We start from the raw sequence: 24,688 nt of genomic DNA, 5'->3' as shown, positions 1-24,688 counted from the left end.
GTCGTTCGCTTCACGGCTATGGACGGACTGTCCGGAGCGCTCAAGTCCATGGTCGGACTTGGGCGCTCTTCCAATTCCGAAATGAAGGCCATGAACCGCGAGCTTGTGCAGGCCAAGACGCGGTTCAAGGAACTGGATGCGGCGATCAGCCAGGGCAAACTTACCGACAGCATCAGGTATCGCCATGAGTTGGCGAAACAGGAAGTGGCCAGCGCCGAAGCCCTCATCACGCGCAAAAAGCGCCTGATGGAGATCGAGGGCAGCATCTCAAAGATGCAGAAAAGCGCCTCGGCCTACCGCCAAGAGGGCATGGCCACCCTGATGGGCGCCGCCGTCTTTGCCGCCCCTGTTGCCGGTGTTGCGCATGCTGCTGGCGAATTTCAGGCCATGCAGAACAAAATGCATATCCTTGGGCTGGGCGACAAGGCGGTCGATGAATTGACTGCCTATTCCAAGGCCATGGGCGTCGCCGGATCGAGCGCGAAAGACAACATGCGCTATCTGCTGGAAGCGCAGGGCGCCTTCCGCGAGAGCGGCGAACACACCATTGAGGAACAGTTGAAGGGCGCCAAGCTGATGGCGCCCTATATGGCCAAGATGGCGGCCACGCTGAAGGCCAGCGGCCATGAGATGAGCGAAGATCAGGAACGTTACTTCCTGCGCTTCGTCGAGCAGGCGGGCGGCACAACGGACACGCACCGCGCCGCCTCTCTGACCGATGGCCTGTTTCGCGCGATCCAATCGTCTGGCGGCACCGTCGATGCGGCGGCCTATCAGGGCTTTTTGGCACGCGCCGGCACTGCGGGCATGAAGCTGTCCGCGCGCACCATGTTTGCCGATTTTGAGCCGCTGATCGCGGAAATGCACGACAGCGCGGGCGTCGGCCTGCAAAGCGCCTATTCGCGCATGAACGGCATGGTCAAAAATCAGGCCGCCGCCAGCGAAATGCTGCGCCTTGGCCTGTGGAACAAAGACGCCATCATCTACAACAAGGTCGGCGGCATCAAGGCGTTCAAGAACGGCGCCAATCCGATGAACAGCGAGGCCGCCGCCAGCCTCTCCACCGATCCTGTCGAGTTTTATCGGAAATATGTGCTGCCCGCCTATCAGAAGCGGGGCGTGAAGGATGTTGAGCGCGAAAATATGCTGCTGTTCGGTAAGACCGGCGGCGCGCTGTTCAACCTGATCAACAAGCAGTTGCCCACCATCCTGCGGTCGCGCGAGGCCTTCGAAAAGACCCAGAGTCTCGATCAGGCCTATAACCAGACCAAGGATAGCTTTTTCGGGCAAGGCGGCCAGTTGAAGGCGGCGGCGCAGGATTTCCTTGTCGCTGCGGGCGGCAAGGGCGGCCTGCTGGAAAACATGACCGGCGCCCTGCGCATGGCCACCGGTGCCGTGCGCGGGCTGACCGATGCCGCCAACGCCCATCCCACCGCCTTCCGCTGGATCGGCACTGCGGTCATGGCGCTGGTCGGCATGCGCCTTGCTACCGGCGCGGCCAAGCTGGCCTTTGGCGGCCTGCTGGGGCCGGTTGCCCAGCTATGGGGCGCGTGGAGCAAGTTTCGCGCGGCGGGCACCATTGCTGCGGCCTTCCCCCAGATAGCGACGGCCTTCAACGTCGTGCGCGGCGCCGCGCTGTTTATGGCGCGCGGTGTCGCGCAGGCGGGCGCCATGATGCTTGCGAACCCCATGGTGTTGCTCTGGACGGGCATTGCCGTGGCGGTGGGCGTGGCCGCCTATGAAATCTACAACCATTGGGATGAGATCAGCGGCGCCTTCAGCCGTGGGTGGAACAACATCAAGAGCACCCTTGGCGAAGGCGTCGCATGGGTGAAGGGCAAATGGAACGCCTTTAGCGAGGGCATCAGCGGCTTTTTCGAAAAGCACTGGACGCGCATCCGCAACGTGTTCCTGACTGCCATGGTGATCTTTACGCCCATGGTGGCCGCCCTCGTCTGGGCTGGCACCAAAATCTACAACAATTGGGACCGCATCACCGCCGCCTTTCGTGAAGGCTGGGACAGCGTCAAGGCGTTCTGCGCCCCGGCGGTCGCGTGGCTGCGCCAGAGGCTCGGCGCAGTGGCGGGCGTGCTGGTCTGGCTTGGTGGCAAGGCCTATGAAGGGTGGGGCGCAGTAAGCGGCGCCTTCAGCCAAGCGTGGACCAGAATCAAGGCTGGCTTTGGCGAGGGTATCGATTGGGTGAAGGGCCGCTGGACAGGCTTCACCGCATGGCTGAGCAGCACCACGCTGGGCAAGGCTGTGCAGTGGGGCGCGGATATCGCCTCTGGCGCGGCCAATGGCATCAAGAAGTTCGGCGCCAAGGCCATGGATGCTGCGGGCAACATGGCGGACAATGTGGGCGGCAATTTCGCCAACCAGTTGCAGATCCGCTCACCCTCCCGCGTGTTCATGGCATACGGCGGCCATATCGCCAGCGGCTTGGCCATCGGCCTTGATCGCAGCGGGCATCATCCCGTCCATTCCATGCGCCGCGTGGCCACCGCTGTCGTCGGCGCCGGGGCCATGTCGCTCGCCCCGGCTGCCAGCGCAAAGCCGGTGCTTGGCGCGCCCGGTGGCCTGCGCGCCGCTGCTGCGGAGAGCGCCCGCGCGCCTGCAGCTTCGCGTGGCCCGGTCAAGTTCGAGATCCATATCCATCAGCAGCCCGGCGAAAATGCCGATGCGCTGGCTGATCGGGTCATGCGCAAAATTCATCAGGCCACCCGCGCCAAGGGCCATGACAGCTACGGAGACGATTTCTGATGTTTGTCGCCATTGGCCTTTTCATCTTCGACACCAGCACTGCGCTCTATAATGAGTTTGAGCGGCATCGCATCTGGGCGCAGGCACGCAAGGATCGTTTCGGCGTGCTGCCTGCCGTCCAGTTCACCGGCCAGGCATCGGATAACGTCACCATCAACGGGACGCTGATTCCCGAGATCACCGGCAAGTACAGCCATATCGAGACACTGGCCGAGATGGCCAATACCGGCGACGCCTATCCGTTGGTGATGCGCGATCAGGTCATGGGCTTCTTCACCATCGAGAGTCTGGAAGAGAAGCACACCAACATCATTGAGGGCGGTTACGCGCGCAGCATCGATTTCACCATCGAGCTGATGCGCGTGGAGGAAGGCGAAGACGCATGACCGGCTATGTGAACCCGAAACCGGCTTGGAAGGTGACGCTTGGCAACAAGGATCTGACCGAGAAAATGGCCCCGCGGATTATCAGCCTCACGCTGGTCGAGGACACGGGCGAGAAAGCCGATAGGCTGGAAATCTGCCTGTCGGATCACGATGGCAAGCTTGCCATGCCTAAAAAGGGCGCGCTGCTGGCGGTCTCGCTGGGCTGGGAGCGCGGCACGGGGGTCAAGGTCGGTCTGGTGTCAAAGGGCACCTTCAAGGTCGATGGCATTGGCTGGGGCGGCGGCGTGAGCCAGGAGTCCGATACGATAACCATCTCGGCGCGGTCGGCGGATCTGGCGGGCAGCTTTCGCAAGCGCAAGAACAAGAGCCACCACGGTCAGACGCTGGGTCAGATCGTCGCGGCGGTTGCGGCGGCCAACGGTCTGACTGCGAAATGCCACCCTGATCTGGCCAGCGTTGTCGTCACCTCGGCAGAGCAGGCCCACAAGAGCGATATGCAGTTTCTGCGCGATCTGGGCCGCCGGTATGACGCTGCCGCCACGGTGAAGGCAGGAAGGCTGATTTTCAGCCCGCACAGCGCGAAAACCACGGCAGGCGGTAAAACCCTGCCCACACTGACGATCACGCGCCAGATGGGCGGCAGGCCCGAATATGAGGAGTCATCGCGCGACAGCGGCCAGAACGGAGCGGAGGCACAATATTTCGACCAGAGCACCGGCAAGCGCGTGGTGGTCGGCGCCGGGGGCAGCACGCGCAAGCGGCTGAAGCGGATCTATTCCAGCAAGGCTGACGCGGCGGCGGCGGCGGGGTCGGAAAGCAACAGGCTGGCCCGGCGCGGCGGGCGCTTAAAGTTCACGCTGTCTTATGGAGATCCGGCGGTGGCGGCGGGCGCGCGGGCCAAGGTCAGCGGCTTCAAGGCTGAGATCGATGCCAAGGCGTGGCGCATGGTCAACGTGCAGCACAACATGAGCAAGGACGGCTACACCACGGATCTGGATATGGAATTGGCGGGCTGACCGGCCCATCAATCGAACATGTTCTATTGCATTCGAAGATACGGAAATTCATGCTCATCCATAAATAAACAAAATTCCGCATGAACCCAACGACCATGCCGATTTGCGGGAAGATTATGATGAAAAACAATAGGGTCTTGGGGAAAGGGCATACTGCGCCCAGCCTTGCCTTTCAAAAATTCCTCCCACAAGTCGTTAAATTTGAAAACGTAATCTTGGGAAAAATGTACTTCGATCATCTATCCGACTCCGTTGCGATAGGGAGGTCAAGATACGTCTCATGCTATCGCAAGGGCAAGCTTCTGGCCTGAATCCTTGTTGTTCAAAGCGGTGGAAAAACGATTTGATGAGAATGGCGGGCTCACCGGCCCGCCATTCCTGCAAAGAGGAGCTAGCTTTAGACCTTGACCTTACAATCGCTCAATTGCGGGCTACCCATCACTTCATCAACGCCGCCACAGATGAAGGTCAGGCTTTGCCCCTTATCGATCTTCGCGGCATCCTCCTTCGATAGACCGTGGACGTCTACATCAGAAAGCTTGCCCTCCTGAGTGAGGCCCATTCCCATGGACTCACCGAACCCGCGCAACTTGATGACAGGCGAGTCACCAATATCAAGGTCGATATCCTTGACCTTCCCGGTGACCTCGAGCGTATGCCCGTCATAGGTCAATTTGGCCTTTGCTTCATTCTTCTGGAAGGCCTTGGAAACTTCGGCAGCAGTTACCTTGAGCGCCGGGGCCCCCTGCGCTTCAGAGGCTTTGCCGCCACCAGAATTGGCGCCGTCCGAGCCACAGCCTGCCAGCAACAACATTGCAGCCGCACCTAATAAAATCCGCATATAAAAATAGCCCCTGTTACTAAGCCAATTGGCCAAGACACAGGGGCGATAGGGGGGGCTTACGAGTCGGGTAAAGATTAAATCTGAGTGGTTTAAAACTATTCTATCATGCTAGGATGCGCTCAAAGCTTTCGATGGAAGCCAGCAATTCGGCCCAAAAACTCAACATCACCTTCTGCCACAACTTCATCAGGGATCGCGGGATTACCGGGCATCAGGCGCAGGCCATTGGCCGTCTTGCGCACCCTGCGTATCATGAACATGCCCGAATAACGCATCAGCCAAATGGCATCCATTCGGTCAAGAGCGCGCAGCGAGGTATCGATCAGAAGCAAATCGGTATTCAGCAGCGTGGGGGCCATCACGTCACCGATATTTTGCACCAGCATCACAGTGGATAGGTCCGCTTGGGTGTGCATCCGCACAAATTCGCGATCCATCATCAGGGTTTGCAGCTTGGCAGGCAGATCGTTGACGTGATGGCGCGACGTTGCCGAAAGATCGATTTCCACCAAGGGGATCGTAGTGCGCTTGCGCTCAAACTGTGCCGCCGGGATATCGTCGGTGTGTATCGTATCCACCTTCGTGTTGCTGAAATCCTCCTGATTGAGCAGATCGGGCAAGCATTCCTCCGAAACAGTTCCGCCCTGCCCGTCACTCAGATCAATGCGCTGATCGGTATCGGCCAGCAGCCAAGAGACGTTGACCTTGAGCGCCTTGGCAATAGCCGGAAAATGGCGCGTCCGCTTAATCTTCAGTGTGAAAATTTGGCTGATCGCGCTGTTGCTTAGGCCCGTGGCCGAGGCAAGGCTGGACTGGTCAATCTTCAAGTCAGCCATGCGCGCTTTAATTCGCAGCACCCTTTCAGCCGTCAGATCCACGCGAAAGTTCCCGTCGCTTTCAGGGCGAAACGGGATCACGTTGTCATGGCCGCTGAATTTGCCGTCTTCGGTCATTAAAGTAGCCTTGCCTTTTAATTAAAAAATATTCATGATGCCAAGGTTATGCATACGCGCGGCAAAACTCCCCCATGCCCGGCATTCAGCGGGCCAGAGCCGATTCGCCCTTGGCTCGGCCAGTTCATAATCTGTCTTAACGACAGAGCACAGTCTGAAGTGGCGTTTCAGTGCGAGACTAGACCCCACTTCAACCGCACTTCAAAGCGGAGTTGGCGCGAAAACGGCTCAAAACCTCATCAAAACGGGTCATGCCTAACGAAAAGCCAACATTTCTTAACCATGCGTTATAAAATTCACTGAAATGAGGGTTGAAGTGATGGAAGCCGAATCCCCTCCCCTTTACCTGCCGCCAGTCGCCACCCGCGACGGCAATCTGCGCTGCCCGCATTGCACGAGGCCGGGCCAGCGCCGCACCAGCGAGGAAGTCACCATTTTGGTACGCGGCCTTCATTTCCGCTGCACCAACGACCTCTGCGGGCATACATGGCACGCAACGCTTCAGTATGATTACGGCATCGTCCCCTCGGCCATCCCCAACCCGGCGATGGCTGAACTGCCCATGCGTACCCCGCGCCGGGAAGACGTGATGGCCGCCATTCGCCGCGCTCGTTTCTGCGCCGAAGGTTCAGAAGACGATTTGAACCAGATGGACCTTTTCGACCGCTACGCGGCCACACTCTAAGGAAGCACCCCATGCAGCATGAAGCCAGCGGCCCGGTGCCGCCACAGCCTGTTCCCCACACCTATGCCCGCCGCCCGATCCGCACCCCAGACCGACGCATGCAGATGATCGTGGCGGCGGTCGAGCGCGACGGCGCGGCCTATTCCCCCTTCGCACTGGAAGAACAGACCGGCCTGTCGCTTGACGGTATCCGCCGCTTTGCGGCCCAAGCCGTGGTCGCCCCGCGCAAAGTGATGACGCCCGATGGGCTCCAAGAACTCAATATGGTCGAACTCGGCATGATCCGGCCAGAGGACGCCATCCGCATGGGCAGCGAGGCACTGGCCGCTTCCCTGCGTATCGCCCTCAAGTCCCATATGGATGGCAAACCCGAGCCCGCCCGGCACGTGGTCCGCGCGGCTGACTTGCTGCGCATGCGCCGCCTGCCGCGCGGTCGTGGCGACAAGCGCCCTGTGGTGGCGCCGCGCACAATGTGCCCGCGTTGTGGTGCGCGCTCGGACGTCGATGGTGGGTGCAAGCATCAGCGCGCGCTGGTGCCCGCCGACACTATCGAAAAAGGACGCCCGCATGCCTGAGACCGCCGCCCGCCAGTTCCCCGTCAATGTGCTGTGGGCGCTGGCCGCCAACGGCATCCGCGCGGAGGTGGTGGGCGATGCCCTGCTGATCCATGGAGATTGCCTGCGCGCGCTGCCACAGTTGGCTGAAGCCGGGGTTACGGACGTGCTGGCCGATCCGCCCTATTCGAGCGGCGGCATCCACAGCACCGCCCGCACGCTCGCCACCAGCAACAAGTATCAGGGCCCCAAGGCGCGCGGCCTCTATCCTGAGTTTTCGGGAGACAACCGCGATCAGCGTTCCTTCACGCTGTGGTCCACCTTGTGGCTGGGCCTGTGCCGCGAAGTCACCCGGCCCGAGGGCATCATCGGCGTTTTCACCGACTGGCGCCAGTATCCCGCTACCACGGATGCCTTGCAGGCCGGTGGTTGGACGTGGCGCGGCGCCGCCGTGTGGGACAAAACCGAGGGCACCCGCCCCCGCAAGGGTGCCTATCGCAACCAGTGCGAATTTCTGGCGTGGGGCAGCAACGGCCAGATGGGCAAGGAAGGCCCCTGCGCCCCCGGCGTGTTCCACCATGAGGTAGACGAACAGGCTGATTTCATCGCGCCGGAGTACGTGCGCCTCGCCACCCAGAGCGAGAAGAAGCACCATATCGCGGGCAAGCCCACCGCGCTCCTGGCCGATCTGCTGGCGATCTGCGGCGATGTGATCCTCGATCCCTTCATGGGCTCCGGCTCGACCGGCGTTGCCGCAGTCCGCACCGGGCGCCGGTTCATCGGCATCGAGATGGACGCGGCCCATTTCGAGACGGCCCGCAAGCGCATCGCGGAAGAACAGGGCATGAGGCTGGCCGAAGTCATCCCGCCCAAGGCCGTCATCTACGTATCGGCAGCCGCTGCGGAACAGGCCGAGTTGAAAGCGGCGCTCGACGCCTACATGGCCAAGCCGCTTCCCGAAGCGACCACCTTGAAATTCTGCGAGTACGCGCCCTCTTTTGAGTTGGCCACCCGCCCGCATGCGGTCTGGGCTGGCCTCGATCCCGCCGCGAAGCCTGCCGCCGCGTGATCGTGCGCGCCGCCTCCGCTGTCGATGCCTCTTGCGCGGTGGTTCTCTGGAACCCCGCGCATCGGGCGTATCTGAGTGCGGCGGGCGATCACTTCACCCGTCGCCTTTCGCGCGCCGCATGGATGACGCGCGAGGCAGCGGAGGCCCTGCGGGCCACGCCCGACCACAGCCACATGGAGATTGAACCGGTGGGCTTCGACCAGCCTTCAGTGCGCGCGCGTGACGCGAAGCGCGCCGATCTGGCGGACCTAACGGAAACGGAATTGCTGCGCCGGTTGGTGCTGGGCTTGAGCGCTAGGGATCGCTCCCAAGCCCCGCACTGGTGCGTCGTGATGGACTCGCTGGGCCTGACCAGCGCGGCGGCAGTGGGTTTGTGCCGCCGGTTGAACATCGACCCAATTGAAAGGACGGGACGTTGATTTTGTGTGGAATTCAGGGGGCAGGTTCCAATCGGTTCTTGCCAATGGGTTCGAATCCCTATAGCCATTTTCAGGTCGGCACGAAAACGGTGCCGATGCGGTGTGGTAACCGGTCAAAACGATGCGACCCATCGCAGCGTCAGAAGATTTCTGGCGCGCTTTTTTATGGTCGGGCATACACGGGAGGCTTCGCGCCTGCCGGTTTTGCATCGCTTCCCGGTTTACCACCCCGGTATCGCCCGGCCACCAAAAATCCCTTTGATAGTCGGGCTCTCCTCGGGGGTCTGAACTGATGAGCAAGGATAATGGGGACCAAACGCCCCGCGTCGTCGATCTGACGGTTTTTGACCCACATTACGTGCTGCCTGAAGCGACCAAGGAAGGCTTGGCCGATGTTTTCGGCTCGCTGGATGCTGTCGCCGCGCTGGTTGAAAGCGCCGATCAGGAAGCAATTTCGCTCGCCGGGCTCGCGCCCCTGCACCGGAGCCTTTCAGATCTGGGCAAGCGGTTGCTGGCCGATGCCACTCGCCACTTCCCCAAGCACATCGGGGCACCTTTGGCATGATGATGAGCGCAAATCTGTCTCCGGATACGGCCATGGCCATCCTGCGCCGCCCTCAAGTCGAGTCGATGACCGGTCTTAGCAGGTCGAGCATCTACCGCATGATGAACGCGGGCACGTTTCCCAAGCCGCTGCGACTCGGAGCGCAGGCTGTGGGCTGGATTGAGGGCGAAATTCGCGACTGGATCGCGGCACTTTCCCCCAATCACATCTAAATTTTGGGGGTATCTCTGGGGGTATTATGCCCCCTGCCCCCTTCCAAAAACGGCAGATTTGCGAGGCTAAAATGGCATATATGGCACCCTCCCGCCCCAGCCAGTTGTCAGGATTTTCGATTGTGGTCCGCCACTTAAGAAAATCGTAATGAAACAGCCAATTGATCTTTTCCGAATCCACTTGATTCGGCTTTTTTGTCCCTATCACGTCAAATCGCGGTGGTTCACGATGTGGACTCAGTTGGCCTGAGTTCGCCTGGTTTGGACAACAATTGTATCGCGATGTGTATCGTGGTTTTTGGATGCGAGAGCCGACCATGGAGTCGGTGATGACACGCAAGGTTACGCTATCCACCGCAGCGATCGAGGCGCTGCGAAAAGGTTGCATCGTTGACGGGATGGCCCCCGGTCTGGTCCTGGAAGTTCTCTCCAGCGGTAAAAAGAGCTGGAAATACGCACGGCGGATTACCGGGCGCAAACAGCTGCTGCGTTGGACGCTCGGGTTCTTCCCGGCTTTCCCGATTGCCGATGCGCGCAAATGGGCCACCAATATCAACGAGCAGGTCGAAAAAGGCATCAACCCGCGTGAAGTGAGCGCGCAGCAGAAGCGCGCGGAGATGACCGTCAGCCGAGCGCACCAGCTCAACATGGAGGCTGTGCTTGACGGACGGGCGTCACGCGCCAAGCCGATCAACAAGCCCCGAACCATCAAGGACAAAAGGAAGATCTTCGAACTCGACATCGCTCCGAAGATCGGCAAGCGCAGCATATACGAGGTTACGGAGGACGACCTCGTCAAGCTCGTCAACGATAAGTGCAAAACCGCGAAGGTCCGTGCCAATCGCCTCGCCGCCGAGCTGAAGGTCTTTTTCGGGTGGGCCACGGGGCTGCGAGGCCGCGAGATCGGGCTCAAGGTTGATCCGTCAAAGCAGCTCGGCGATCTCAAATTCCCCGAAAAGCCTCGCACCCGCAAGCTCTGTCAGGATGAGATCGCCTGGTATCTCAAAGGCCCGCGCGATCACCCACTGCCGCTCAGCGCGGCAGCACCCTCAGCAAGATGCGGGCACCGGCCGTCGGCGGCACGCGGCCATCGAGCAGCGCATTCTGATTGATCATCTGGCCATAAAATTCACGGGTCCGCCCACCATCCACGCCAACATTGCTGGCTTCGATCGTCGCACCTGCGTAGGCGCCCTTGGTGTTGGTGAGCAGAACCACATCGGCGCGGCCAAGATTGGCCTGATCCGCAGTCGAATAGGTGACCACCGAAAGACCGGCGTTGGCGGTCAGCGCGAATTTATTGTCGCGGCGGAAAGCGTTGACGGCCTTCTGGTTCATCAGCAAGAAGATCAAGGACCCGCCCTCACCGCCGATTTGCAGCCCGGCGCTCAAGCCACCGAAGTTGAAGAACGCGGGCGAGGTCCAGTTCGTGCCATGGCGCACCGTCACCACGCCGGCGCCGCCTTTGCCGCCGATGATAAAGCCAGCCTTCCCGTATTCCGGCACGATATACATGCCACGCGCCTGGCGCATGATACCGGCCTTGCCCTGATCGCGCTGAAACTCGACAGCGACCGAGGCCGCCTTGTCGACCAGCCTTTGCGGGCCATGCGCCTGGTCGCTGTTCGCGCTGGGCGCGCGCGCGCGGGCCAGCGCCGGGCCAACCAGTGCCAGGGTCGCCATGGCGGCGCAGCCAATGATGGTCGCTGTAATCGATCGCTTCGTCATGATGGGTACGTCCTGGAAGGTCTGGAACATGCGGTCTGTCACTGCTGTCAGCCCGGTCTCATTCCAAATCAAGGGGCATGAGGGTTGTTCCTTAATGCTTTGACCAAGATTGCGCTGACCGGAACGCCCGAACGCTCCCCGCATAAAATCCTCCCTGCGATGCACCCATTCCCGATCAGGCACATTCTCCCTTCCGGAGACAGCTTTCGGGAAAACCCTCATGGCCGCCAGATCACTGCCGTTCGAGACGCAGGAACCATCATCGAAGGGCCAGGCGAAGGCCGCGCTGCAATCCCTCAATTTCTTCATGGCCGACATGCAGGCGGGGATCGGCCCGTTTCTGGGCGTTTTTCTGCAGCAGCGCGGATGGACCTCCGGCCCCATCGGCACGGTGATGACCGCCGGGGGCGTGGCCGGCATGATCATGACGGTGCCAGCCGGCGCCTTCATCGACCATACCGAGAAAAAGCGGCTGGTGGTGATCGTCACCGGCATCTGCACCGTGTTGGCCTCCTTTCTCATCCTGTTGTCGCAATCGGCGCCGGTTGTGACCGTCAGCCAGATCGCCACGGCAATCGCCGGGGCCGCCATCGGCCCGGCGGTGACGGGCATGACGCTGGGCATCGTGCGGCAGAGCGGCTTCAACGCTCAAAACGGACGCAATCAGGCCTGGAATCACGCCGGCAATATGGTGGGAGCAGGCTTGTCGGGCTATCTGGGCTGGCGCTTTGGCATGGTGGCGATCTTCTACCTGGCCGCGGTCTTCGGCGTGCTGGCCATCGCCTCGGTTCTGGCGATCCCCGAGCGCGCCATCGACCATCGCGCTGCGCGTGGCCTGGAAGCAAAAAGTGCCGGGAACGATCAGGCACAGGGTTTCCGGATGCTGCTCGGCAATCGACCGATGCTGATCCTGGCGGCGGCGCTGGCCTGCTTCCATCTGGGCAATGGCGCCATGCTGCCGCTCTACGGGCTGGCGGTGGTGGGCGCAGGCAAAGGCGATCCGGCGATGTTTGTCGCGCAGACGGTGGTGGTAGCGCAGGGGGTGATGATCGCCACAGCCTTGCTGGCAATGCGCATGGCCGCCGGGCGCGGCTACTGGCTGGTGCTGCTGATCTCCTTTGCCGCCCTGCCGCTGCGGGGTCTGCTGGCGGGCAGCGTCATCGAGAATTGGGGCGTCTGGCCGGTGCAGGCGCTCGATGGTGTGGGCGCCGGATTACAGAGCGTGGCGGTGCCGGGGCTCGTTGCCTGCCTGCTCGGCGGCACGGGGCGGGTCAATGTCGGGCAAGGCGCGGTGATGACGGTGCAGGGGATGGGCGCCGCGCTCAGCCCGGCGATTGGCGGCTGGCTGGCGCAGGAGCTGGGATATCGCGTGGCCTTTTACGTGCTGGGCAGCTTTGCCGTGGTCAGCGTGGGGCTGTGGCTGGGCTTTGCCGGGATCTTGCGCCCGGCCTGCGGCGGAACGGACCAGTCTTGATGGATTGGGGCATGGGCGCTGTCTGGCTGATCTGCGGCGTGGCCACCGCAGGCGTGATCGCGCGCCCCTTTCGCTGGCCCGAGGCGATCTGGGCGGCAGGCGGCGCGCTGCTGCTGGTGCTGCTCGGGCTGATGCCGGTCGGGGCGGCGCTGGGCGCGGTCGGCAAGGGGCTCGATGTCTACCTCTTCCTCATCGGCATGATGCTGCTGAGCGAAACCGCGCGCGAGCATGGCCTGTTCGACTGGGTGGCCGCCACCGCCGCCATCCACGCCGGGGGCAGCCCGGCGCGCCTGTTCCTGCTGGTCTATATCGCCGGGATCGTCATCACCACCTTCCTGTCGAATGACGCCACCGCCGTGGTGCTGACCCCGGCCGTCTTCGCCGCCGCACGCAAGGCAAGGGCCGATCCCCTGCCCGCGCTGTTCGCCTGCGCGCTGGTGGCCAATGCGGCCAGCTTTGTGCTGCCCATCTCCAACCCGGCCAATCTGGTGCTGTATGGCGGCGCGATGCCGCCGCTGGGGCAATGGCTGGGCTCTTTCGCCCTGCCCTCGCTGGCTGCCATCGCCGTGACCTTCGCGATGCTGCGCTGGGCAGAGCGGCGCAGGCTTGCGGGCCATTGTATGAGCGATCTCACGCGCGAACCGCTCTCCCGCTGCGGGATGGCGGCCATGGCGGGGATCGGCGCTACGGCAGTGCTGCTGATGATCATGTCGGCCACCGATCGTCCCTTGGGCTGGCCGACCTGCCTTGCCGGTATGGCCACGGCGCTGGTGGTCTGCGGGATGGCGCGGCAATCACCAGCCAGGGTTGTACGCTGCGTGGCCTGGGGCGTGCTGCCGCTGGTCGCCGGACTGTTCGTGCTGGTCGAGGCCCTGGACCGCACTGGCGGCATCGCCCTTGTCGCCCGCGCCATGGGCCGCGCCTCCGCTGATCCGGCATGGGCTGCGGCGCTTTCGGGGACCGTCCTGGCTTTCGCGTCCAATCTGATGAACAACCTGCCCGCCGGGCTAATTGCCAGCATGGCCGCGATGCAGGCCCATCCGCCACGGTTGGTGGTCGATGCGCTGCTGATTGGTGTCGATCTGGGCCCGAACCTCTCGGTCACGGGTTCGCTTGCCACCATCCTCTGGCTGCAGGCGATCCGCCGTGAGGGCGAGGATGTGGGCTTTTGGCAATTCCTGAAGACAGGCACCGTGACGATGATCCCGGCGCTTGCCGCAGCTCTGGCGATACGGATCCTGATCGGTTGATGTTGAGCAATGAAAGTTGATCTGCTGGCAGCGACCGCTCATTCACCGATCTGTCTGCGGGATCACGACAGGCGCCCGGTCTCATCCGCTGCCTGTCGTGATGCGCCGAGCAAGGCCGCCATGCCCACGGCGAACAGGGGCAAGGCGCTTAGCGCCAGGCTCACGTCCCCGCACCAGCGCCATGCCAGCACTCCCAGAATGCCACCGATCATGAAACAGGCAATCGTCCCGGCATGCAGGCGCAGCTTCAGCAAGACGGTCGAGCGTTCCTCATCGCCCATACCGCCTCTTGGCATGACAATCAGCCGTGCCAGACCAATCCCCAGATCGGTTGCCATGCCCGAAACATGGGTCGTGCGCACGCGAGCCTGTGAAATATGGGTCACGATGGCATTTTGCAGCCCCATCAGAAAGCTGAGCCCCAAAACGAGAAACGGAATGCCAGGCCCGCGCGCCATCGTGAGCCTGATCAGCACGAGGGCCACCAGCATGGAGGCTTCGGCCAGAACAACCCAGGCATAGATCGTCGCAATGTCCCTGCGCAGGCCAAGGTCGATCGTCAGGGAGGATACGGCAGCTCCACCGATGAAGGTGAGCACAATGAGCAGATAGCCCGTCCCATGCCACCATTGCCCCATCGCGATCAGGCTCGACAGTGTCGATACGTTCCCGGTCATATTGGCGGAGAAGAAACCGACGGCGTGAAAGGCAGCAGCGTTCAGACTGCCTGCTACACCCGCCAGAATGAAGGCGAGGCGCCGATCGAGGTGCTGACTGCGATCGTCTCCGCGTTGGATCAACACTCTGTGAGGACTCCTTCCGTGGCGAATGCCTTGTTGCAGGTTTTAAGGACGCCGGGACGCGGGCAGTTCAGGGTACTCCGGCCTCGTGTTGGAAGTCGAGCTGGTTGATAGGGCGACAGGTCGGTACCGCTGACAAAACGACCCTTCTCGAGCTCTGCCCTATACGCCGAGGCCAGCCTTAGGTTCAGGTGGGGCAGTAGGGCGGCGGCGCTGCTCCGGTCCGACGTTGACTGGTGCATGGCCTATGCTTGAAATTTATCGCCAAGAATTGGGGCAATCCACCAAATTAAGTTGGGATTAATTCCACCGTCAGCTCATTGACACTTTTTTCCGCGCTCAAAAATGGCGAATTTCTGCGGCTTTTTAGAAACTGGCACGCCCCCTGCAAATACTCAGGCATCGCTGCTTCGAACAGTTCGGACAGCACCAGCAGAGGAAACCAAACCATGTTCAACACCATCCGCTCCGCCGCCCCCCGCTTCCTTACCGCCGCTGCCGCCAGCAGCGCCGTGATCGCAACCTTTGCCCTGGGCATGGCTCCGATGACCGCCCATGCTGCCACGGCGACCGACACCACCGTCACCGCGCTTCATGCGCCGGTCGAGATCAATGACAATGGCGCGCCCAGCCTGCGCGTATCCTATGCCGATCTGGACCTGAACAATGCGGCCGACCGCAATGAGATCAACCGTCGCGTCGCCCATGCGGCCACACGGGTCTGCGCCCCGCTGCGCGGCAACACCATGGAAGTTGAGCGCTCGGTCGCCTATCAGACCTGCCGCACCGATGCGATCGCCCAGGCCGTGGCGCAGATCGAAAACTCGGCAGACTGATCCGGTATGCGAAGGAGGGAGGCGAATCCTCTGTGCGCCTCCCTTCATCAGTGCAGACAATCCTCACAGAGAAAATCGATATGCCGAAGCCTGCAAGATCTCGCTGTCCATAAAGATCATGGGGAATTTTTTATTCATGGCATTAGCGACGAAGCATTGTCTTAATCCGCCCTTTTTTTTTCGGACGCCACCCTAATCGCGGTCGCGCAACATCACCGATACCCGAGCCGCAGTATGGACCGCTGACAAAGGCGACATAAAGGGACTCTGTCGTAATCATCGAAAGCGGGCCTTCGTTCATCCAACACTCCAGTGCCAACCTCTCCCGCAAAGCCGGTACGGTTGATAGCCATATCGTGATCCATGGCGCTGAAAGTTCGGGAACGCGCTTACCGCCGACCCAATACGACCAACACAGTTCCCGACATCACAACTGAATTGAGATTATCCGCGCGCCCCATAAAGATCGCCACCTCCCCTTGAGGACATCAGCCCCCTCACCCATCGTCCAGATGCTCCTGCCGTTCAACATGGGCGGCGATTTCGCTCGCAGTCAGCCAATCGGGCTTGCAGGCAAATCCGGTAAAAAGCGGCAGCTGATCTGCATAATGGCGGTCGGGCTTCCCATCTTGCGCGATAAAACCGCTTTGCCCAGGCGCCGCCGCTGAACACATCGATGCCCCCTGTCGATCGAGCGTGACGCGCAGGCTGACACTGCCCCGATTGCGATAGGGAGCGACCACCTTGTCCTCATCCTCGCCCGCCCATGGCACGCCCACCACACTGCGCGCGGCAAACTGCATCGGCGCAACAGGCGTGCGCCACCGATCCATGTCAGGGCCTTGCGCCCTGGAGAGGTCGCTCACCGCATCGCGCAAAGCGTCACGCACCAGGGCCTGCGCATCGCGGCCATGCAGGAAGTCATAGGCGAAAGGCGCGCCATCCTGCCCCCGGCGCAGCGCATACCATAGCAGCTTGGCCCCGCTGCCCGGCTTGGCGCTGAGCGGGCTGAGCGCGGGGAGATAACCGGTGGCGGCATATTTGGCGTAGACATCGGCGGGCAGGTCGGCTTTCAGCAGCCGCTCCAGCGCATGGGCGAGCCAGGCACGGAACAGGGGAACGCCGGGGCCATCATAGAAGCCCGAGACGGCGCTTTCAGTCAGCCGTCCATCCCAGCCCGCGATCCGCACGGCAGCCTGACGCAAGGGATCTCCCTCCCCAAGCCCTGCCACCGCCTGCGTGATATAGGGCACGAAATAGCGATGGTTGAGATCGGCCAATGCCCCATAGCGATCGATATCCCAGATCTCCTTGTCGCTCAGCAACGGCTTGCGGTTCAGAGCTGCTGCCAGTTCGTTGACCCGGTCGATATGCGAGTAATCAGCCCCGTCGCCCTTGAGCCCAGGCATGGTCTTGTTGTTCCAGCTCACCAGATAGCCCTGCGGCGGATTGAGCTGCTTGGGATTGGCTGAAAAGGGCAAGGTTCCGCGCCATTCCATGCTGCCATCCCCCCTGGCAGGGAACTGAACCGGCTGATTGGCGGGCCGGTCAGGCAAACGGCCAAGGCCAGCATAGCCGATGTTGCCACGCCCATCGGCATAAAACCAGGTGATGGAGGCCGAGACACGCGCGGCCTGTTTGAGGAAACCGTCCCAGTCGCGCGCCTGCCCCACATGAGCCCAGCCCATCAGCGTCTCGATTTCATGTCCCACCCAGCTTCGCTTGAGCGCATAGGCGGTATGGTTCGCCTCATCCCAGCCGGTGACAGGTCCATGCACCGTGGCCCAGGCGGTGAAGGGCACATCCGCCTGCCCCTTGACCCGGATCACCTCATGCCGCGCGATCATCGGGCGCCAGGCGCCGTTATAGCGGTAGCGATGCATGTCCTCGGGCGCGAGTGTCTCCTGATAAAGATCGTTGGTGTCCAGCGCGCCCACGGTCGATCCCCAGGCGATCGTGCCATTGGAGCCAAAGAACACCGCAGGCAGGCCGACCGGCGTGGTCCCCGTCAGATCGAAGCCCGCGCCATGCAGGCCGATGCCGTAGATGATCGAGGGGTTGAACCATCCCTGCTGCGGCCCGTTATACAGCACGGTGTGATGCTGGTCCGAACGCTTGGGGGCGATCACCCAGGCATTGCTGGCCGTGGGCATGCCGGCGGCGGCAACCGGGCCCAGACGTGCCTCCTGCCCGGCCTGATAGGCCAGAGCCGCTCCGCGTGACACGCCGCGCAGACCGGCTGCGCCAGGATCGGCCTTCGCCTCGGCGGGCGATGCGGATCCCTCGGGCGCGGCAATGGTCGGGGCGGTGGGGTCTTCCAGCCAGCGCAGCTGATGGTAAATCCTCTCGCCTTCCTCCGCTCCCTTGGCCGCCTGCAGTTCACTGAGCAGATTGAGGTTGGCCAGCTCCATATTGCCCGAGAAGAAGCGGTTGAGGATCAGCCCCACCCATACCGCCGCAACATCGTCGGCACTCCAGCTGGAAGGTTGGAAACCGGCCGTGACGAACTGACGGGGCAGAAGCTTATCAGGCTGGGCCATGACCGCATGGATGCGGGCATTGAAACCGGCAGCATAGCCTTCGAACATCGCGCGATCATTGGCCGGAAGCGCGGCGAGCTGGCGGTGAAGCGAGGCGGGGTCGAACATGCCCCGCGTCGCCTTGTCCGTCGCCAGATAGGCCCCTCCCAACACCTGCGCCACCGTGCCTTCCGCCGAACGCTTGACCATTTCCATCTGATAGAGCCGGTCTTCGGCCACGGCATAGCCATAGCCATAGAACAGGCCATAGGTCGTGTCGGCATAGACATGCGGCACGCCATAGGTGTCGCGCTTGATCGTCACCGGACGGGCCTGCAGGCCACCGGCGGTCAAAGCGAGTGTGAGGGCAGCCAGCGAGGCGAGGCGTTTGAACGGCAGGAAAATCATGACAGCCTCAATCGGCAAAGAGTTGGCAGGAAAGGAGATTGCAGCGCGAGACCATGACCGCACTCCACGCTGATGCCACTGCCGCGCATCGCGCCTTGGCAGCCGCAACAGGAGTGACGCCTCGATTGTCCCATGCCGGCTTCATGCGATCAGCGCCTTGAGCGGCACGTCGGCATCGGCCAGCCTTGCAGGATCGACAGCCGCCCCAGCCTCGACAAGCTTGCGCCCCTGCACGTAGTCCTTGGTCCGGTTGACGCAGTCGAGCGCGATCACCCGGCCCTGCTTGAGATAGATCACCGAGAAACTGCGCGCGGCCCTGTCCTCGCGCAGCACGGTGTCGTCATATCCACGCGATATGCTGGCAGTCTGCAGCTTGAGATCATACTGATTGGACCAGAACCAGGGAAAGGCGCGATAGGGCTGCGCGTCACCACAGATCGCCTTGGCCACGCAAACCGCCCGATCATTGGCATTCTGCACCGATTCCACGCGCATCGCCTGCCCGCCCGCATAGGCGCAGGCAAAGCTGGCGCAGTCACCGATGGCATAGATGTCAGGCAGCGAACTGCGGCAATGCGCATCGATCTCCACCGCCTGCGTTCCAGCAGCACCGGCAGCGATCAACGGCGTGATCGCGGGCACAATGCCGATCCCCACGATCACCGCATCGGCGGCCACCAGCGAGCCATCGCCCAAGCTGACACCGGAGACCCGCCCCTCACCCTCCAGCGCGGTGACAGTCACGCCGGTGCGCAGATCGACGCCATGGGTGCGATGTTCAGCCTCATAGAAGGCGGAAAGCTCGGGGCCAGCCACGCGGGCAAGAACGCGAGGCGCGGCTTCCAGCAGCGTGACATGACAGCCCATTTTGGTCAGCACGGCGGCGGCTTCCAGCCCGACGTAGCCGCCGCCGATCACCGCGATGTTGTTCACGCCGCCATCGATCTCGCCCATCAATCGGTCACAATCTTCACGGGTGCGCACGGCATGCACACCCGCCAGATTGGCGCCCGGACAGGACAGGCCACGCGGATCGCCACCGGTCGCCCAGACCAGCCTGCCATAGGCCATCTGCGCGCCATCCCTCAGCGTCAGCAGCTTTGCCTGCGGATCGACAGCGACCACCTCGCAGCCCAGATGCAGCGCAATGTCCTTGTCCTGCCAGAACTGCGCCGGGCGGATGTAGAGCCGCTCGAAGCTCTTTTCCCGCGCGAAATACTCCTTGGAGAGCGGCGGGCGCTCATAGGGCAGTTCGCTTTCGCGACCGATCAGGGCGATGCTGCCTTCAAAGCCCTGCTGACGCAGCGCGATGGCGCATTGGGCCCCGGCATGGCCACCGCCCACGATCACCACATCAGCCATGCTTAATCCTCGGGCGCGATGGTGACGCGCAGACCTGCCAGCGCCTCGGTCAGACGGATCTGGCACGACAAACGGCTGGCCGCGCTGCGATGGTCGCTGCTGTCGAGCAGATCGTCCTCATCGCCGCTCATTGCATCGAGGTCAGGGCTTTCGACAAAGACATGGCAGGTGGCGCAGGAACAGCTGCCACCACACAGCGCCTCCAGATCGCCGACATCGGCCTGGCGGATCGCCTCCATCAGCGAAAGCCCCGAGGGAGCCTGTGCCTGCGTCTCGCGCCCCTGGCGGTCGACAATCGTGAAACTGATCATGTCTTTCCTTTTCAATCCATTGCGCCATGCGGGATCTGCGCCACCGCATGGCAGCGCACCGCGCCCAGCGCGCCGAAATCCGCCTCGGCCCTTTGCCCCGCGGCGATGGGATGCATGCCAGTCAGCGCGCCGGTGCAGACGATCTGTCCTTCACGCAAAGGCTGGCCCAGCGCCGCGCCCTGCGTGGCGGCAAAGGCCAGCGCCGCCCAGATGCCGCCCGGCAGGCGCGATGTGTCGCCCTGGCCCACCACCGCGCCGTCGATCCGCGCGATGCAGCCCAGCGCGGAAAGGTCCAGAGCGCGCCAGTCGGCGATCGCCGGGCCCAGCAGCGCGCCATTGTTGTTGCCGAAGCAGGCGATCGAGGCCAGCGGCCCCAAAGCGTTGATATCGGCCATGGGGCTACCCGCCACCTCGATGCCGACATGCAGACCGGCCACCAGATCGCGCGCCTGTTCGGGCGAGATCGCACCATCGGGCGCATCCTGCCCCAGCACCGCGACGATCTCGCATTCCAGCAAAGCCGTGCCACCCGCGATCACCGGGAAGATGGCCTCCTCGCCCGCCTGCCGGATGGCATCGGCATCGATGGGTCCGGAGAAACGGTTAACGCCGAAACGCTCGGCCCATTCGCCCAGCACGCGGCCCACCTTCACCCCGCCTGATGGACGCCCCCAGGCCGAGGCCACAGCCTGCTGTTGGGCATAGGCGTCCTCCAGCGTCTCGGGAAAGTCAACGGGCCATGCCGCCAACCCGGCAGCCGCGCGACGGGCGCGAGCGAAGGCTTCCGCCGTCGCGGCGCTCATGCCGCCTGCTCCCGCTGGGTCAGATGGTGATAGTCGCGCCCGTAATAGGCCAGCGCGCCCTGCCCCCGGCCCGGCACCACCTGCTCGACATGGCCGATGAAGATGGTGTGCGTGCCTGCCTCGATCACCTGCTCCACCCGGCAGGGCAGCGCCACCTGCGCTTCGGCCAGAGCGGGCATGTCGCCCTCCAGCAGCACGATATCCCCGGCCTGTGCAAGGCGCTCGTCGATGGTCAGCCCCCGCGCGGAAAAAGTGCCCGAGACGCCATCCTGCCCGGCGGCCAGCACATTGACGCAAAAGCGCCCGTTCTCCACCAGCACATCATGCATCCGCGCGCTGCGGTTGATGCAAACCAGCAGGGACGCCGGATCGTCGCTGACCGAACAGACCGCCGTGGCCGTCATGCCGTGGCAGCCCGAGGGGCCATGGGTGGTGATGACATTCACCGCCGCGGGCAGCGCCGCCATGGCCTGCCGAAATTCCTGTTGCGAAACCATATCTATGCTCCTTGCGGCGGCCACAGTGGGCCACCCGCGATCAAGCCCTGCGCCAGAGCGTATTCCTCGGCCAGAATGGACAGGGCGCGCGCCACCCCCGCCTCACCCGCCGCCGCCAGCCCATAGAGCGTGGCACGGCCCGTCATCACCGCATCCGCGCCGCGCGCGCGGGCGATGGCAAGATCCACCCCGCGCCGCGCCCCGCCATCGATCAAAACCGTGGGGCCATCGCCCAGCCGGTCGCGCACCGCCGCCACCAGATCGAGCGCGGGCAGCGCCCCATCGAGCTGCCGCCCGCCATGGTTCGACAGCACGATGCCGTCGGCGCCTTTGGCCAGGGCGCGCGCGGCATCCTCGGGATGACCGATGCCCTTGACGATCAGCGGCCCGCTCCAGTGCTGGCGCGCCCAGCCCAGGATCGACCAATCGAGCGCGGGGTCGATGGCCTCGCGCACCCAGCGCGCCGAGGGCAGCAAGCCGCTCTGCCCCTGCGGCAGAAAAGGATAGAGATTGGCGAAACCGGGCATGCCCCTGGCCCAGACCTGCGCCATCCAGCGTGGATGGCGCGCGGCGTCCAGCATCGCGGGCCAGCGCAGCGCATTCTCGCCGCGATAGAGCCGGGTGTTCCAGGCGCGCTTGCCGTAAAGCTGCGCGTCAACGGTGATGACCAGCGCCGCCGCCCCGGCCTGACGCGCACGCTCCACCAGAGCGGCGCTCGCCCCGCGATCGCGAAAGGCATAAAGCTGGAACCAGTGCCGGGCGCCGGTTGCGGCCACCTGCTCGATGGTGGCGTTGGAGACGGTGCTTTGCGTGAAAGGCACGCCAGCGCGCGCCGCCGCGCGGGCCAGCGCCAGATCGCCCTCGTGCCAGTGCAGCGCATTGAAGCCGGTCGGCGCGATCACCAGCGGCAGGGGCAGGTCTTGCCCGAACAGGCGGATGCCCGATGGCGGCGGCGGCCCGGTCAGCACGCGCGGAGCGAAACGCGCCTGCGCGAAGCTGGCCAGATTGGCCGCCAGCGTGTTCTCATCCTCGGCGCCGCCCTCGAGAAATTCCGCGACGAAACCCGGCAGGCGACGCAGCGCCATCGCGCGCAGATCGGCGATGGCAAGCGCGCGCGAAGGGGCTCGCCCGGTATAGAGGCAGCGCAGATGCGTCACATCCAGGCGACCGGCTTGACCGCGCGCATGGCGCACACTTGGCTGTCGAAGACCATTTGCGCGGCGCGCCCGCTCTCGGTCAGCTTCTGGGCCGAGGCGCGCGACCTCTCGGCGATCTCCGCACCGATCTGGCGGTCGGGGCCTGGGATCTGGCCGGCGGCGCATTGCACCTCGGCGGCGCGCTGGGCGATCCAGAGCAGGAAGAAGGTCGAGGCGATATCACGCTCGCACACGGCGATGCCGTGGTTGCGCAGCACCAGCACATGCTTGTCGCCCAGGCTGGCGAGCATGTGCGGACGCTCGTCGGCGAAGAGCGTGATGCCCTCGAAATCGTGATAGCCGACGCGGCCGATCAGCTGCGCGCCGTAAAAATTATTATGGTCGAAGCCCGCCTCCTTCATCGCCACGGCGGAGATGGGGATCGAATGGGTATGCGCCACGCAATGCACATCGTGGCGATGGCTGTGGATCGCGCCATGCAGCGCGAAACCGGCGGGATTGGCGCTGTAATCGGACTCGCTCACCTTCTCGCCATCCACATTGACGACCAGCAGATTGTCCGGCGTGATCTCGGTGTAAGTGAGGCCAAAGGGGTTGACGAGATAGGCATCCCGCCCCGGCAGACGCACCGAAATATGGTTGAAGATCAGCTCGCTCCAGCCGAAGTGATCGACCAGATGGTAGAAATTGGCGAGGTCGATGCGCAATTTGCGCTCGATATCGTGGTCGCTCATGCGCTCTCTCCCTGATGGCGCGCGGAAGGAATATGCGGGCGCAGCATCAGCAGGAACAGGCCCACCGCCGCCATCAGCACCGCGAGAAATCCGAAGAAACCGCCGTAACCCTGTCCGACCAGCACCGCGCCGACGGCGGAACTCGCCAGTCCTCCCAGGCGCCCCACACCCAGCGCGACGCCCACGCCTGTCGCGCGCAGATGGTCGGGATAGGCATGCGAAGCCAGAGCGAAGAGCATCGTCTGCACGCCCACCAGGCAGAAACCGGTGAGAGCCATGGCTGCCTCGACGACATGCGCCTCCTGCGTTGCGCCGACCACCGCGATGGAAGCTACCGCTGCCGCCGTGCCCGCCAGCGCGAAGCCGGTGATCGTCGCCTTCGAACCCAGACGCCCGATCAGCAGCGCGCCCAGCGCCGTGCCCAGAATGCCGCCGAAGTTGAAGGCCGCGAGCGCGAGGCTGCCGGTGGCGATGCTCTGCCCGCCGCGCGTCAGCAGCGTGGGCAGCCAGTTGAAGCAGGTGTAGGCCGCCAGCAACCCGGCCAGAAACAGCCCCCAGATCAGCAGTGTTGTGGTGCCCAGCCCATCGGCGAACAGGGCGGCAAACTGGCCCTTGCTGTCAGCAACACCAGCCTCGACGGCGGCGGGGACCACGCGGGCGCCCAGCCTGTCGGCCAACTTTTCCAGATCGGCAACCCGCCCCTTGGCGCGCAGATAATGCGCCGATTCTGGCAGGCCGAACAGCAGGATCACCGCAAAAGCCAGCGGCGCCACCCCGCCCACCACAAACAGCGAGGGCCAGCCAAACAGCGGCACCAGCTGCGCGGCAACCACGCCCGCCAGCATCCCGCCCAGCGGCATACAGACCATGCTGGCCGTCACCGTCAGCCCGCGATGGCGGCGTGGTGTGTATTCGGCCAGAATGGCGATGGCCACCGGCATCGCCCCGCCCATCCCCAGCGAAGCCACCAACCGCGCGGCAAAGAACAGCGGCAGGCTTGTGGCAAAAGTCGCGCCCAAAGTGCCAAGCCCGAAGATCACCAGCGCCCCGATCAGGCAGGGCCGCCGCCCGATCCTGTCGCCCAGCCAGCCTGAGACGGTGGTGGCAAGGCTCATCGCCAGCAACCCGCCCGCGATGACCGGCACAAAAGCCGCCTTGTCCACGCCCCAGGCCTTCATCAGCGAGGGCATCGCCACGCCCAGCAGCTGGATATCGAAACCATCGAGCACCACCGCCAGCACAGCGATCAGCGCGCAGCGGATCTGGAACGCCGTAAAGGGGCCTTCCTCCAGCGCCTCGCGCAGGGTCGGGCGCAGCTTCACGGTATCATGCATGTCGTTTCCCCA

At 63.4% G+C, this 24,688-nt stretch carries 25 protein-coding genes; 13 read left to right on the top strand and 12 right to left on the bottom strand.

Annotated features, from left to right (window positions below):
• Window positions 1-90 precede the first annotated feature (90 nt).
• Genes ABDW49_RS08255 through ABDW49_RS08245 form a run of 3 tightly spaced genes read left to right on the top strand, consistent with a single transcriptional unit; the run spans window position 91 to window position 4,162 of the window.
• A complete protein-coding gene (locus ABDW49_RS08255) occupies window positions 91-2,760 on the top strand; it encodes a hypothetical protein (protein ID WP_343611098.1) in 2,670 nt (889 codons plus the stop codon).
• Window positions 2,760-3,146 carry a phage tail protein gene (locus tag ABDW49_RS08250; RefSeq protein WP_343611097.1) on the top strand — a complete coding sequence of 129 codons (387 nt, stop codon included), beginning with the start codon at window positions 2,760-2,762 and terminating at the stop codon, window positions 3,144-3,146. The genes ABDW49_RS08255 and ABDW49_RS08250 overlap by 1 nt, the downstream gene beginning before the upstream one ends.
• Window positions 3,143-4,162 (top strand): contractile injection system protein, VgrG/Pvc8 family, encoded by a 1,020-nt coding sequence (locus ABDW49_RS08245; protein ID WP_343611096.1) that lies wholly within the window; start codon window positions 3,143-3,145, stop codon window positions 4,160-4,162. The genes ABDW49_RS08250 and ABDW49_RS08245 overlap by 4 nt, the downstream gene beginning before the upstream one ends.
• 397 nt (window positions 4,163-4,559) lie before the next feature.
• On the opposite strand, the gene ABDW49_RS08240 is transcribed toward ABDW49_RS08245, so the two are convergent.
• Both ABDW49_RS08240 and ABDW49_RS08235 read right to left on the bottom strand, forming a co-directional pair.
• Complete coding sequence (locus ABDW49_RS08240) at window positions 4,560-5,003, bottom strand: hypothetical protein (protein WP_343611094.1); 444 nt, start codon at window positions 5,001-5,003, stop codon at window positions 4,560-4,562.
• Between the two features lie 122 nt (window positions 5,004-5,125).
• On the bottom strand, window positions 5,126-5,959 hold the full coding sequence (locus tag ABDW49_RS08235; RefSeq protein WP_343611093.1) for a LexA family transcriptional regulator: 834 nt from the start codon (window positions 5,957-5,959) through the stop codon (window positions 5,126-5,128).
• Window positions 5,960-6,278: 319 nt separating this feature from the next.
• Between ABDW49_RS08235 and ABDW49_RS08230 the strand changes: the two genes are divergently transcribed.
• The 7 genes from ABDW49_RS08230 (at window position 6,279) to ABDW49_RS08200 (ending at window position 10,575) form a co-directional block, all read left to right on the top strand.
• Complete coding sequence (locus ABDW49_RS08230) at window positions 6,279-6,644, top strand: ogr/Delta-like zinc finger family protein (RefSeq protein ID WP_343611091.1); 366 nt, start codon at window positions 6,279-6,281, stop codon at window positions 6,642-6,644.
• A gap of 11 nt (window positions 6,645-6,655) precedes the next feature.
• Complete coding sequence (locus tag ABDW49_RS08225) at window positions 6,656-7,219, top strand: hypothetical protein (RefSeq protein WP_343611090.1); 564 nt, start codon at window positions 6,656-6,658, stop codon at window positions 7,217-7,219.
• On the top strand, window positions 7,212-8,267 hold the full coding sequence (locus ABDW49_RS08220) for a site-specific DNA-methyltransferase (RefSeq protein ID WP_343611088.1): 1,056 nt from the start codon (window positions 7,212-7,214) through the stop codon (window positions 8,265-8,267). Before ABDW49_RS08225 ends, ABDW49_RS08220 begins: the two co-directional genes overlap by 8 nt.
• Window positions 8,264-8,686: a hypothetical protein gene (locus ABDW49_RS08215; protein WP_343611086.1), complete on the top strand. Its 423-nt coding sequence runs from the start codon at window positions 8,264-8,266 to the stop codon at window positions 8,684-8,686. Before ABDW49_RS08220 ends, ABDW49_RS08215 begins: the two co-directional genes overlap by 4 nt.
• A 292-nt stretch (window positions 8,687-8,978) precedes the next feature.
• On the top strand, window positions 8,979-9,251 hold the full coding sequence (locus tag ABDW49_RS08210; protein ID WP_343611085.1) for a hypothetical protein: 273 nt from the start codon (window positions 8,979-8,981) through the stop codon (window positions 9,249-9,251).
• On the top strand, window positions 9,248-9,463 hold the full coding sequence (locus ABDW49_RS08205) for an AlpA family transcriptional regulator (protein ID WP_343611084.1): 216 nt from the start codon (window positions 9,248-9,250) through the stop codon (window positions 9,461-9,463). Before ABDW49_RS08210 ends, ABDW49_RS08205 begins: the two co-directional genes overlap by 4 nt.
• A 329-nt stretch (window positions 9,464-9,792) precedes the next feature.
• On the top strand, window positions 9,793-10,575 hold the full coding sequence (locus ABDW49_RS08200) for an Arm DNA-binding domain-containing protein (protein WP_343611083.1): 783 nt from the start codon (window positions 9,793-9,795) through the stop codon (window positions 10,573-10,575).
• Here ABDW49_RS08200 and ABDW49_RS08195 read toward each other — a convergent pair.
• A complete protein-coding gene (locus tag ABDW49_RS08195; protein ID WP_343611081.1) occupies window positions 10,496-11,335 on the bottom strand; it encodes a lipid-binding SYLF domain-containing protein in 840 nt (279 codons plus the stop codon). The two genes, ABDW49_RS08200 and ABDW49_RS08195, sit on opposite strands and share 80 nt — an antisense overlap.
• A gap of 76 nt (window positions 11,336-11,411) precedes the next feature.
• Between ABDW49_RS08195 and ABDW49_RS08190 the strand changes: the two genes are divergently transcribed.
• Both ABDW49_RS08190 and ABDW49_RS08185 read left to right on the top strand, forming a co-directional pair.
• Entirely contained in the window at window positions 11,412-12,665 is a 1,254-nt protein-coding gene (locus ABDW49_RS08190) for an MFS transporter (protein WP_343611079.1), read from the top strand.
• Window positions 12,666-12,676: 11 nt separating this feature from the next.
• Window positions 12,677-13,915: an arsenic transporter gene (locus ABDW49_RS08185; RefSeq protein ID WP_343611077.1), complete on the top strand. Its 1,239-nt coding sequence runs from the start codon at window positions 12,677-12,679 to the stop codon at window positions 13,913-13,915.
• A 62-nt stretch (window positions 13,916-13,977) separates the two neighbouring features.
• On the opposite strand, the gene ABDW49_RS08180 is transcribed toward ABDW49_RS08185, so the two are convergent.
• Window positions 13,978-14,718 (bottom strand): YoaK family protein, encoded by a 741-nt coding sequence (locus tag ABDW49_RS08180; protein ID WP_343611075.1) that lies wholly within the window; start codon window positions 14,716-14,718, stop codon window positions 13,978-13,980.
• Between the two features lie 446 nt (window positions 14,719-15,164).
• On the opposite strand from ABDW49_RS08180, the gene ABDW49_RS08175 reads away from it, so the two are divergent.
• On the top strand, window positions 15,165-15,551 hold the full coding sequence (locus tag ABDW49_RS08175; RefSeq protein ID WP_343611073.1) for a UrcA family protein: 387 nt from the start codon (window positions 15,165-15,167) through the stop codon (window positions 15,549-15,551).
• Between the two features lie 497 nt (window positions 15,552-16,048).
• Here ABDW49_RS08175 and ABDW49_RS08170 read toward each other — a convergent pair whose 3' ends face one another.
• The 8 genes from ABDW49_RS08170 to ABDW49_RS08135 form a co-directional block, all read right to left on the bottom strand.
• Complete coding sequence (locus tag ABDW49_RS08170) at window positions 16,049-18,478, bottom strand: penicillin acylase family protein (RefSeq protein ID WP_343611071.1); 2,430 nt, start codon at window positions 18,476-18,478, stop codon at window positions 16,049-16,051.
• A gap of 141 nt (window positions 18,479-18,619) precedes the next feature.
• Window positions 18,620-19,840 (bottom strand): FAD-dependent oxidoreductase, encoded by a 1,221-nt coding sequence (locus ABDW49_RS08165; protein WP_343611069.1) that lies wholly within the window; start codon window positions 19,838-19,840, stop codon window positions 18,620-18,622.
• Window positions 19,841-19,842: 2 nt separating this feature from the next.
• Complete coding sequence (locus ABDW49_RS08160) at window positions 19,843-20,151, bottom strand: 2Fe-2S iron-sulfur cluster-binding protein (protein ID WP_343611067.1); 309 nt, start codon at window positions 20,149-20,151, stop codon at window positions 19,843-19,845.
• An 11-nt stretch (window positions 20,152-20,162) separates the two neighbouring features.
• Window positions 20,163-20,954, bottom strand: coding sequence for a fumarylacetoacetate hydrolase family protein (locus ABDW49_RS08155; RefSeq protein WP_343611065.1), 792 nt, complete (start codon window positions 20,952-20,954; stop codon window positions 20,163-20,165).
• Window positions 20,951-21,451, bottom strand: a complete 501-nt coding sequence (locus tag ABDW49_RS08150) for a flavin reductase (protein ID WP_343611063.1) — start codon at window positions 21,449-21,451, stop codon at window positions 20,951-20,953. Before ABDW49_RS08150 ends, ABDW49_RS08155 begins: the two co-directional genes overlap by 4 nt.
• 2 nt (window positions 21,452-21,453) lie before the next feature.
• Window positions 21,454-22,608, bottom strand: a complete 1,155-nt coding sequence (locus tag ABDW49_RS08145) for an alpha-hydroxy acid oxidase (protein WP_343611062.1) — start codon at window positions 22,606-22,608, stop codon at window positions 21,454-21,456.
• Window positions 22,605-23,342, bottom strand: a complete 738-nt coding sequence (locus ABDW49_RS08140) for a class II aldolase/adducin family protein (RefSeq protein ID WP_343611060.1) — start codon at window positions 23,340-23,342, stop codon at window positions 22,605-22,607. The genes ABDW49_RS08145 and ABDW49_RS08140 overlap by 4 nt, the downstream gene beginning before the upstream one ends.
• A complete protein-coding gene (locus ABDW49_RS08135; RefSeq protein ID WP_343611058.1) occupies window positions 23,339-24,676 on the bottom strand; it encodes an MFS transporter in 1,338 nt (445 codons plus the stop codon). Before ABDW49_RS08135 ends, ABDW49_RS08140 begins: the two co-directional genes overlap by 4 nt.
• Between the last annotated feature and the right edge of the window lie 12 nt (window positions 24,677-24,688).

Source organism: Novosphingobium sp. (genome assembly GCF_039595395.1).
Taxonomy (GTDB): domain Bacteria; phylum Pseudomonadota; class Alphaproteobacteria; order Sphingomonadales; family Sphingomonadaceae; genus Novosphingobium.
The sequence above is the reverse complement of the archived record's forward strand: the minus strand, read 5'-3'. Positions and strand labels throughout refer to the sequence as shown.

Coding starts and splice junctions, on each gene's coding strand:
- ABDW49_RS08255 (WP_343611098.1), top strand. CDS start 91: ATGAACCGCGAGCTTGTGCAGGCCAAGACGCGGTTCAAGGAACTGGAT.
- ABDW49_RS08250 (WP_343611097.1), top strand. CDS start 2,760: ATGTTTGTCGCCATTGGCCTTTTCATCTTCGACACCAGCACTGCGCTC.
- ABDW49_RS08245 (WP_343611096.1), top strand. CDS start 3,143: ATGACCGGCTATGTGAACCCGAAACCGGCTTGGAAGGTGACGCTTGGC.
- ABDW49_RS08240 (WP_343611094.1), bottom strand. CDS start 5,003: ATGCGGATTTTATTAGGTGCGGCTGCAATGTTGTTGCTGGCAGGCTGT.
- ABDW49_RS08235 (WP_343611093.1), bottom strand. CDS start 5,959: ATGACCGAAGACGGCAAATTCAGCGGCCATGACAACGTGATCCCGTTT.
- ABDW49_RS08230 (WP_343611091.1), top strand. CDS start 6,279: ATGGAAGCCGAATCCCCTCCCCTTTACCTGCCGCCAGTCGCCACCCGC.
- ABDW49_RS08225 (WP_343611090.1), top strand. CDS start 6,656: ATGCAGCATGAAGCCAGCGGCCCGGTGCCGCCACAGCCTGTTCCCCAC.
- ABDW49_RS08220 (WP_343611088.1), top strand. CDS start 7,212: ATGCCTGAGACCGCCGCCCGCCAGTTCCCCGTCAATGTGCTGTGGGCG.
- ABDW49_RS08210 (WP_343611085.1), top strand. CDS start 8,979: ATGAGCAAGGATAATGGGGACCAAACGCCCCGCGTCGTCGATCTGACG.
- ABDW49_RS08205 (WP_343611084.1), top strand. CDS start 9,248: ATGATGATGAGCGCAAATCTGTCTCCGGATACGGCCATGGCCATCCTG.
- ABDW49_RS08200 (WP_343611083.1), top strand. CDS start 9,793: ATGACACGCAAGGTTACGCTATCCACCGCAGCGATCGAGGCGCTGCGA.
- ABDW49_RS08195 (WP_343611081.1), bottom strand. CDS start 11,335: ATGCGGGGAGCGTTCGGGCGTTCCGGTCAGCGCAATCTTGGTCAAAGC.
- ABDW49_RS08190 (WP_343611079.1), top strand. CDS start 11,412: ATGGCCGCCAGATCACTGCCGTTCGAGACGCAGGAACCATCATCGAAG.
- ABDW49_RS08185 (WP_343611077.1), top strand. CDS start 12,677: ATGGGCGCTGTCTGGCTGATCTGCGGCGTGGCCACCGCAGGCGTGATC.
- ABDW49_RS08175 (WP_343611073.1), top strand. CDS start 15,165: ATGTTCAACACCATCCGCTCCGCCGCCCCCCGCTTCCTTACCGCCGCT.
- ABDW49_RS08170 (WP_343611071.1), bottom strand. CDS start 18,478: ATGATTTTCCTGCCGTTCAAACGCCTCGCCTCGCTGGCTGCCCTCACA.
- ABDW49_RS08165 (WP_343611069.1), bottom strand. CDS start 19,840: ATGGCTGATGTGGTGATCGTGGGCGGTGGCCATGCCGGGGCCCAATGC.
- ABDW49_RS08160 (WP_343611067.1), bottom strand. CDS start 20,151: ATGATCAGTTTCACGATTGTCGACCGCCAGGGGCGCGAGACGCAGGCA.
- ABDW49_RS08155 (WP_343611065.1), bottom strand. CDS start 20,954: ATGAGCGCCGCGACGGCGGAAGCCTTCGCTCGCGCCCGTCGCGCGGCT.
- ABDW49_RS08150 (WP_343611063.1), bottom strand. CDS start 21,451: ATGGTTTCGCAACAGGAATTTCGGCAGGCCATGGCGGCGCTGCCCGCG.
- ABDW49_RS08140 (WP_343611060.1), bottom strand. CDS start 23,342: ATGAGCGACCACGATATCGAGCGCAAATTGCGCATCGACCTCGCCAAT.
- ABDW49_RS08135 (WP_343611058.1), bottom strand. CDS start 24,676: ATGCATGATACCGTGAAGCTGCGCCCGACCCTGCGCGAGGCGCTGGAG.